The sequence below is a fragment of the Roseovarius sp. MMSF_3359 genome, from assembly GCF_030733385.1.
Taxonomy (GTDB): domain Bacteria; phylum Pseudomonadota; class Alphaproteobacteria; order Rhodobacterales; family Rhodobacteraceae; genus Roseovarius.
This window is the reverse complement of record NZ_JASHJC010000013.1, coordinates 126691-134793: the sequence shown is the minus strand read 5'-3', so window position 1 is coordinate 134793 and position 8103 is coordinate 126691. Positions and strand designations below refer to the sequence as shown.

The 8103-nt window shown below is 56.5% G+C and carries 11 protein-coding genes; 6 read left to right on the top strand and 5 right to left on the bottom strand.

The window, feature by feature from the left end; all coding sequences use genetic code 11:
* On the top strand, nucleotides 1–256 hold a 256-nt coding region (locus RBB29_RS17670), incomplete at its 5' end, for a hypothetical protein (RefSeq protein WP_306115530.1).
* 202 nt (nucleotides 257–458) lie between these two features.
* On the opposite strand, the gene RBB29_RS17665 is transcribed toward RBB29_RS17670, so the two are convergent.
* A complete protein-coding gene (locus tag RBB29_RS17665; protein ID WP_306115531.1) occupies nucleotides 459–1064 on the bottom strand; it encodes a VPLPA-CTERM sorting domain-containing protein in 606 nt (201 codons plus the stop codon).
* A gap of 451 nt (nucleotides 1065–1515) precedes the next feature.
* Nucleotides 1516–2154 (bottom strand): TetR/AcrR family transcriptional regulator, encoded by a 639-nt coding sequence (locus RBB29_RS17660; protein WP_306115532.1) that lies wholly within the window; start codon nucleotides 2152–2154, stop codon nucleotides 1516–1518.
* Between the two features lie 1055 nt (nucleotides 2155–3209).
* On the opposite strand from RBB29_RS17660, the gene RBB29_RS17655 reads away from it, so the two are divergent.
* Nucleotides 3210–3662, top strand: coding sequence for a PRC-barrel domain-containing protein (locus RBB29_RS17655; protein ID WP_306115533.1), 453 nt, complete (start codon nucleotides 3210–3212; stop codon nucleotides 3660–3662).
* Between the two features lie 173 nt (nucleotides 3663–3835).
* Here the strand turns inward: RBB29_RS17655 and RBB29_RS17650 are convergent, their stop codons facing one another.
* Together RBB29_RS17650 and RBB29_RS17645 are read right to left on the bottom strand one after the other, a co-directional pair.
* A complete protein-coding gene (locus tag RBB29_RS17650; RefSeq protein WP_306115534.1) occupies nucleotides 3836–4195 on the bottom strand; it encodes a DUF4112 domain-containing protein in 360 nt (119 codons plus the stop codon).
* Nucleotides 4196–4200: 5 nt separating this feature from the next.
* Nucleotides 4201–4359, bottom strand: coding sequence for a YqaE/Pmp3 family membrane protein (locus tag RBB29_RS17645; protein ID WP_306115535.1), 159 nt, complete (start codon nucleotides 4357–4359; stop codon nucleotides 4201–4203).
* 185 nt (nucleotides 4360–4544) lie between these two features.
* On the opposite strand from RBB29_RS17645, the gene RBB29_RS17640 reads away from it, so the two are divergent.
* Nucleotides 4545–5243 (top strand): Crp/Fnr family transcriptional regulator, encoded by a 699-nt coding sequence (locus RBB29_RS17640; RefSeq protein WP_306115536.1) that lies wholly within the window; start codon nucleotides 4545–4547, stop codon nucleotides 5241–5243.
* A gap of 2 nt (nucleotides 5244–5245) precedes the next feature.
* Here RBB29_RS17640 and RBB29_RS17635 read toward each other — a convergent pair whose 3' ends face one another.
* Nucleotides 5246–5743, bottom strand: a complete 498-nt coding sequence (locus RBB29_RS17635; RefSeq protein WP_306115537.1) for a DUF892 family protein — start codon at nucleotides 5741–5743, stop codon at nucleotides 5246–5248.
* A 275-nt stretch (nucleotides 5744–6018) separates the two neighbouring features.
* On the opposite strand from RBB29_RS17635, the gene RBB29_RS17630 reads away from it, so the two are divergent.
* The 3 genes from RBB29_RS17630 to RBB29_RS17620 are packed head-to-tail and all read left to right on the top strand — an operon-like array spanning nucleotide 6019 to nucleotide 8040.
* Nucleotides 6019–6543, top strand: a complete 525-nt coding sequence (locus RBB29_RS17630) for a hypothetical protein (protein WP_306115538.1) — start codon at nucleotides 6019–6021, stop codon at nucleotides 6541–6543.
* Nucleotides 6540–6941, top strand: a complete 402-nt coding sequence (locus RBB29_RS17625; RefSeq protein WP_306115539.1) for a phage holin family protein — start codon at nucleotides 6540–6542, stop codon at nucleotides 6939–6941. The genes RBB29_RS17630 and RBB29_RS17625 overlap by 4 nt, the downstream gene beginning before the upstream one ends.
* A complete protein-coding gene (locus RBB29_RS17620; RefSeq protein WP_306115540.1) occupies nucleotides 6931–8040 on the top strand; it encodes a DUF3618 domain-containing protein in 1110 nt (369 codons plus the stop codon). Before RBB29_RS17625 ends, RBB29_RS17620 begins: the two co-directional genes overlap by 11 nt.
* Nucleotides 8041–8103: the final 63 nt, after the last annotated feature.

Sequence of the window (8103 nt, the reverse complement as noted above, 5' to 3'; positions counted from 1 at the left end):
AAACTGGCCGCGTAAGGCGATCAAACCCAAACCAAGGACTCTCCGCAAGGTGGAGGAAACTTGGGGCTCAGGTCAGCCGCAATTCTGTTCGCTAAAATCGGGGCAGGTAACTCCATCTGCAGGTTCTGAGCACAAAAGAGCAGACAATCGGTTCGGATCAATGTCTGCTCAAAGCCGGTGGCCGTCAATCTACTGTTTCACGATTTTTGTCCATGCCGCGAATATCCGCAAAGCGGGCGGCAAACGCAGCATCTGAAGAGGGTGCTGGGACTCCGGTATGGGCCGCCATCTGTGTTCAGCCAGCCCTTCTATCAAACCTTGAGATTGCGCTATGTTTGAATTTGAGATCATTCATTTTTGTCGCCGAAACCAGATTGTGGTGTTTGTGTTCAGCCCCAACCACTCAAAGTGAAGGGGCCGGTAGAACCGACCCCAAGGTTGCTTACAGTCTCCGAGGTTTATGTGCGGCGCCTGAAACCGAAGAGCATCGCAAGCCCAGTCACAAGCGCCCAACCGGCGGCAGGAAGAGGAACGACACCTGTTGGCGGATCTACCACCGGTGGTGCGGAGGAAATCGCGCCAATGGCATCGATATCTGGACCGCCGAATGGATTTCCGGAAGTGGCGCCACCTGGTGCGTCGGTTACGCGCACAAAAGAGAACATATCGCCTGCGTTCACACCTGCGACGCCGTCTATATCAAGACCAACGACCGCGTCACCGCTGACGATACCAAGATCGATCCAGGTGCTGGCGTCCTTAGATATCTCAACCTGGAAGGACTCGATCACACCGCCGCCAGAGGAGCCGATCTCGAAGACAAAAAGGTCTGCGGCACTGTCATTGGAGGTTGTCAAGGAATTGTCAGTGAATTGCACCGTGACAAATCCAAACAGTGCATCACTCAAATTGTTCGGCGTTCCTCCGGGATTTCCCAAGGCAAAGAGTTTGTCGGTACTGCCGGCAGTAAAGTCAGGAGCCCCTAAAACGTTGGTGGGATCGGCATAGTCGCCACTAACGGCATCGCCCACGGCAAAGTCGACAACCTTATCCGCAAAGGACACGTCACCCTCCGGAAACGTGATCCCGCTGTAGATTGTTGCGGCGTGCGTCGGACCGGCAATCCCGAGTGCGAGTAGAGTCGCAACGCACATATTGTACAATTTCCGATGTTTGACGGTGCCGGAAGCTGCGTTACGACGGAGCCTGAACTTGGCCCAATTTGATAAACTAGCTAGCACTTTTGAATTCCCCCTAGTTGTACTTCCCGAGTGCCAATTTCTCGGCACACGGTCACATTGTTGGAAAAGGGGAGCGGCAATGTTGACCCTATTCAAGTGTTTTCTTTGCGTATTTTCGTTTTGAAAAGGGACGGAATTCGACACGAGCGTCGCAGAGGATGGGGCAGCGATTGCGTTGCATTCCGCTAAAGCGCTTTCTTAATGAATCCAGGTGCACCAATCCGCCCTGTGCCAACGTGATAGCAGGTCTGGTCAAAATTTTTCGTTTTGAAAATCAGGTGTCGCGCGACCATGGCGCACGTATCACAGGTCCTTGCGTCGAATCGTCGATGTAGGACTTTATGAGTCGGTCGATAGCTTGGCGTGTCAGACGGCCGTGATCGCGCGAGTACCCAAGGCTCGCGACAAAACTCCAATGCGCGTGCATCATCGAGACGAAGAGAAAAGATAACTCCTCACAGGCATGATCCTCGAGTTCGGGATGCGCGATCGCCAACTCGTGCACGACGACCTGGCCTAGTGTCTTGTACTGATCGCAGAGGCGTTCTCGTAAATCTGCCGAGCCCACCGCATATGCCAACAACGAGTCATAGGCCTCAAGGTTGTCGGGCATTGGATGTGCATCTGCCAGATCAAAAAAGAAATCCAGAAAGAACTTCAGCCGCTCAACCTGTCGCATTTCCAATATCCCTGCGACCAGGATGTTACGATATTCGTTTCCAAGGAACGTACAGAGTTCGAGGATCAACGCGTCGAGGTCGGTAAAGTAGTAACGGACAAGTTGCCGAGACAATCCGGCCTGTTTGGCCACAGCATCAAACGAGAGCGCCTGAAGTCCCCGTTGCTTTATCAGGGCTGTCGCGGCACGCAGGATTTCGACCTTCTTTTCCTGGGTCTGAGTGCTTTTGGCCATGATGACTTCATCCTTCCAGTGATCCGGTCGCCACAATAGGTTCGGAACGCCCAGAAACAAGGATACGCGAAGTCTCTACTTTAGTCCGGGATAATTCAACCCTAGTGGATGGACCACTTTCGCGAAGCTAGTTCACTTGAGCCCGCCCAACTTGAACTGGCCCACTGCCGTGTTTAGAAAATGAGAACCTAGAGTGGCATGTCTTGGCCTCTCCAGGCTGGCTTCCAGCCTTGAACAATCCTGACCAGCTGGGTGGACCTCCGTTCGTTCTCATGAAAGGCAATGGCGAGTTGTTCAAGAAAGTGAGCATAGAATAGCTCTATCTGAGCCGGAGTCCCTCCAGCGATATTTGAGTTCGATCTAACCCGGATTTTACATTCGCAGCGAACGGTAGCAATGCGAGCTAACTGCGGCATCGCGATCGGAGGTCGAATGTCAGTTAATGATCGGCTTTAATCAGGATGAGAAATTCTCCTTTTTGGCGATGAAGGTGGGCCTCCAGAAGGTTTCGCGGACTTGGAGCGCAGGTCTTCGATGTCGATGTGATAAGCCTGATCGACGTGACAGAGACTGTTGGGAGCCTGCGACAAAATCGTCATTGCTGGCGGAGAACCTTGCAGTCGAAGTAGTATCATCTGTTTTCAACTCGATGAGATTGCCAGGAGGAGCCAAGAATAATCGTCTTTGAGGCTCTGAGAGCGATCATCGCTTCGCCGAAATCGGAGAATGTGAAGCTCTCTTTGGCCGGCCCTGTCGCCGCCGGTATGCGCCAGAAACTGGCAGATGCGTCACCGCCCCGACGCGGTCGTCACTTTTCGGCCGAGAATAATTAGCAGGAAAGTAGGCACGATCTAAATGTCCCAAGCGATCCCGATCAGTAAATGCACTAGGTTCGAGTTACGCTGTCTTTCGCTCAGCCTTCCGGTGTCGTTCGGGCCGATCGCGCTTTTGAGCACCAAAGTTCGCCAACCTTAAACTGGGTTAGCACCATCGGCACCACATAGCTGCCCCTATTGTGGGACCGTGTACGGACTTCAAACCCAAAGGAGCTTGTTATGAAGTTTGCACCTATTGTAGCCGCCGCCATCCTGGTCGCCGCTCCAGCATTCGCGGAAACCAAGACATCAATGCAGATGACGGGCACTGTTAGCGAAGAGAACATGGATAACCTTGTTCGTTCGCGCGACATCACCGGCGGCACGATCTACACGATGAACGCCGCCTATGATGAAACCAATTGGAACGAGACCCGTGCCTATGACGCTGTCGGCGACGATTGGGAATCGATTGGCGAGATCGAGGATGTTGTTCTGTCGCGTGATGGCCAGATGACAGGGATTATCGCGGAAGTTGGCGGTTTTCTCGACATCGGTGACGCACATGTTCTGATCCGTCTTGATGATGTGCGGCTCGTTGCCGTCGATGACCAGACCTATGCCTACGTGACCCGCAAGAGCGAGGAGGAGCTCGAAAGCATGGAGCAGGTCGACGAAGGTTGGTGGGACTGAAAATCGGATAGCTAGTGGGAGAGTGACGAGTTGAGCGGCGCGGCTCTGAGGTTGCGCCGCTTGCTCTTCTGGCCGCCAACGTCCGCTATTCGTCGACGTGATGGAAACTCAGTGCCGGATCGAAGCGGCGCGGCGATTGACCTCTATCTCGCTCGGCGCTCTGATAGCGACCATCACCGCGTACTGTCGCTCCCGACCACATCCCGCGCCAAATCCTTGCGCAACAGTGACGTATTGCGATTGTTGGCCTTGAAAAACAGGTCAAACAAATCGCCCAAGACAGGCACCGCCCCAACGACAAAATCCAACCCGGTATTCAGGGCCATACGGGCAATTGTCCGTTTACGTGCGCCAAGCCTTTGACCTCTGTAGATCAGATAGGCGGACGGGGCCAAAGATGCGACGTCACCGATGCCGGGAATGAGACCCAGGATGGCGTCCCAGCCAAACCTTATCCGCGTACCGGGAACACGAAAGCGGCTGTCCAGCAGGGTTGATAGACGGTCGAGTTCGTCGAGTTCACTCCGTCCCAAGGCCGTTACTTTCGGGCGACGATGTAAACCGCATGTACCAGACCGGGAATGTAGCCCAGCAATGTCAGCAGAACGTTTATCCAGAAATGTTTGCCAAGGCCGACCTGCAGGAAGACTCCGAGTGGCGGAATGATGACGGAAAGGATGATGCGGATGAGGTCCATTGCGGTATTCCTCTCGTATTCTTCGGGGCTTTCACCTGCGTAGCGGAGCTTCGCGAGATAGGCGAGGTCAAGTGAACTAAACTATGTTAGGTTTCCTCATGTCTGACGCTTATGAAAGCTGCCTGGTTAGCCGTTTGTCCCGTTTCGTCATCCTGACGGACCACGAACGCGACTTCATTGCCGAAATGGAAAAGGAAGAGGTTCCCCATCGAAAAGGCAGACCAGTGATCAGCGTAGGGGACAAGACCGAAGGCATCACGATTCTCAAGACTGGGTGGGCAGTGGTCAAATCCGACAGCTCGGACGGGCGCAGCCAAATCCTGAGGATTTATCTGCCCGGCGAAGTGATGGGTCTGGCTGAAATCGGGTCCTCTCATGCGAACCACCGCGTCGCCATGCAGACCGATGGCATTATTTGCCCGTTTCCGCGCAAGGGCCTGGCGCCGCTGTTTTCGGAATATCCTCGTCTCGGTGCACTGCTGACGGCTGTTGGCAGCCTCGATCAGATCGCGTTGCGGCACCACGCGAGCAGCCTTGCGTCGATGGACGCGACACTAAAACTCAAGTTCTGGCTGCTGCAACTTCGCTCTCGCCTGGCTGTTGCGAATGTCGGTTTGGGCAACCGGTTTCAGGTACCATTCAGCCAGGTTGAGATCGGACAGGCCGTCGGGCTGACCTCGATCTACATCAACAAATTGCTGCGCCGTTTCGTCGACAATGGCGAAGTCGAAATCGAGCGGCCCTATTTCCGTCTGCTTGAGCGCAAGAAGTGGGAGGTGGAATGCGAATTCGTCAACCCGTTTGTCGACATGGACACATCCTGGTTCCCACCGGCCGCTGCTTCGAAGTCGTCCGGCCCCGCAAGCGAAGCTGAGCCGGAGTAACTTCAGGCCACAGCTTCTTTGTTGATGCCGCCGGTCGCGAGCGCGGTCATTGTGCGGTCGCCTTCATATGAGGCGTCGAGGCACTCCTTCAACGCTTTGACGTCGCTATCCAGTTCAAGCCGGTCAGCGAAGGCAGAGAGACATCCGTAGCCCGCAATCGCATAGTGAACGAGCCGCTGGTATTGTGTGATGATCATCGCGTCCCGGGTGGCGTTCTCGCCGAAGGTTTCATCAACCGCATGCGCCCGAGCCTCTTTGACCAGCCCCTCCATGCCTTTGCAATGCTCACCGTTCGAGGTTTCGTCATGGCCCTCGGCGATCGTGTTGATGACGTCGATCCCCTTTTGGATGCCATCTGCTCCGGCATTGAGCGCGTCAATCAGATCTTCATCTGTCGCAGCGCCTGCCAAGTCCTTGGTGACCTCCAGCGCCTGCGTGTTCGCGCTGTGTAGGTCTTTCAGTTGTTCGATATAGAGGTCTTCCAGAGTGTTGATACCCATGTCCAGTCCTTTCGAGATGAGCTTTAACGCTAACTCGGATCGGCCAACTTCATAGTCAACAATGGCGCGGGGGACTGCCCTTAATGCGCAAATCCTAAACCAGATTAATATCTGCACGCCGCATTATGCGCTCCGATTTCTTAACCTTAATCAGGCGGGCCAATTGCGCCCCTCGGAGGAGCTATCAATGCACAATGTCTTTTATCTCATCGGACTGATCGTCGTCGTTCTGGCTGTCATCAGTCTCGTGCTCTGACCCCTGATTGGAGGAAATCATGTCGACACAGAACAAGCCGGGAGAACCCGGAAAGCAATCCACCGCCATAGCGGCCAAGGAAAAATCTGCCGAATTGGCCGGCGAGGCAAAGGCCGCCGCACAGAGCGTTGCGCACGACGCCGCCTCTGCTGCATCCCGGCAGGCGGAGACGGCGAAAGGAGCCGCGGCCGATGAACTGTCCGGCGTCGCGTCGGCGCTGCGCACAGCCGCTGAGGAAATGCGAAGCGGTTCACCGCAGGAGCGTACCCTCGGGCAGATCGCGGAGGGCTTGGCCGATGCGTCAGAGGCGATACGGAACAAGGACCTCGGTGAGATGGTGCACGATGTAAGCGCCTTTGCCCGCAAGAATCCGTTGGTGTTTCTTGGCGGTGCGGCTCTTGTCGGGTTCGCCGCAACCCGGTTTGCCAAGGCGTCCGGGAGCGCGACTGCCGAACCTCCGATGTCGGCCACAAGTACGGCTACACCCGCAACCCGCGCGCCGCTGCACGCGACTCGCGCATCTTCGGAAGGAGAAATCTCATGAGCGACAAACACACGCAGAAAACCGCAGGAGAATTGCTGTCGGATGCGATGAGCAATGTGAGCGGGTTGGTGCGGAGCGAAGTCGATCTGGCCCGCGCTGAGATCAGCGAGAACATGAACAGGGCCGGCATGGCGGTCGGGTTGATCGCCGGTGCTGCGATCATTGCGCTGGTCGCGCTCAACGTGCTCGCCGCGGCGCTTGTCGCAGCTCTCACCGAAGCGGGTCTGGATGCTGGCTGGTCCGCACTGATCGTCGGGGCCGTTCTGGCTGTTACCGCCTTTGGCTTGATGAGCAAGGGCCTGGACGACCTGAAACTCTCAAACCTCGCACCCACGCGAACCGTGAAGAATGTCCAGCGCGATGCCGCAGCCGTAAAGGAAGCCTACGATGACAAGTGATACCCGCAGCCCGAAGGAAATCGAACGCGAGATCGAGGAGCAGCGTTCTGACCTTACCTCCAACATCGAACATCTGCAGGACAAGTTCTCGATCGACACGCTTGTTCGACAGATCGGCGACCAGTTCCGCGAGCATGGCGGTGACATGGGGCGCTCGATCTCGAACCAGGTCAAGGCAAATCCGATACCCCTGGCACTGACCGGCATTGGATTGGCCTGGCTGATGATGGGTGGATCGGACAAGCCCCGATCACGGTATGACGTTCGGGATGATCGCGACGAAGGGCGCCACAGCGCGGCGGAGCGCGACTTCCGCCGAACTCAAGAGGCCCATGGCCGACCGTACACACCGCCACGATATCCGGCCGGCACGACGACAGCGCCCTCCTGGGCGCGGGAGGATGAGGGCAATCCGTCGATAGGCGACCGTCTTGCCAGCGGTGCCGAAACGGTCAAACAGAAGACCACAGACGGGGCGCAAGCGGTCAAGGATGGCGCGACAAGCGCCGTTTCGTCGGTCGGAGACGCGGCGGCGTCGGCAAAATCGTCGGTGGCGCGGACAGCGCAATCTGCAAAGGACGGTCTTTCCGCGGCTGGAAGCCGCATTGCGGAAGGTACAGAAAACCTCACCGAGGAGGGTCGCCGGCGTGTGATCGCGGCCCGCGAGAAGGCTGTCGAGACGCGCCGCTCGGCGGCGCGGTCGCTGAGCGATGGTACAGATGCGATGGCCGATTTCTATGACCGTCAACCCTTGGTGATGGGCGCCCTCGCCGTCGCGGTCGGTGCGGCCGTCGGTGGTGCCTTGCCGCGCACCAGGACCGAAGACGATCTCATGGGCTCGCAGAGTGATAGCCTGTTTGACGAAGCCGAGCGGATCTTCGAGGAAGAAAAGTCCAAAGCTCTGTCCGTCGCCAAGTCGGTCAAGGACGAAGTCAAGGACATCGCCGCCGAGACCAGGGCCGATCTTGACAGTGGCGCACCGGGCGACAAATCTGCGGTGGAAGCCGTTGGCGACAAGGCCAAAGATGTTGCTGAACGGATCGCCGACAAAGCAAAGTCGGAAGCCGATGACAAGAATTTGGGTAAGCCCAAAAGCTGACCTGATGCCAACGGATCTGGGGCCAGTATGGCCCCTTCCAACCGCCATATTGCCGAAACCAAG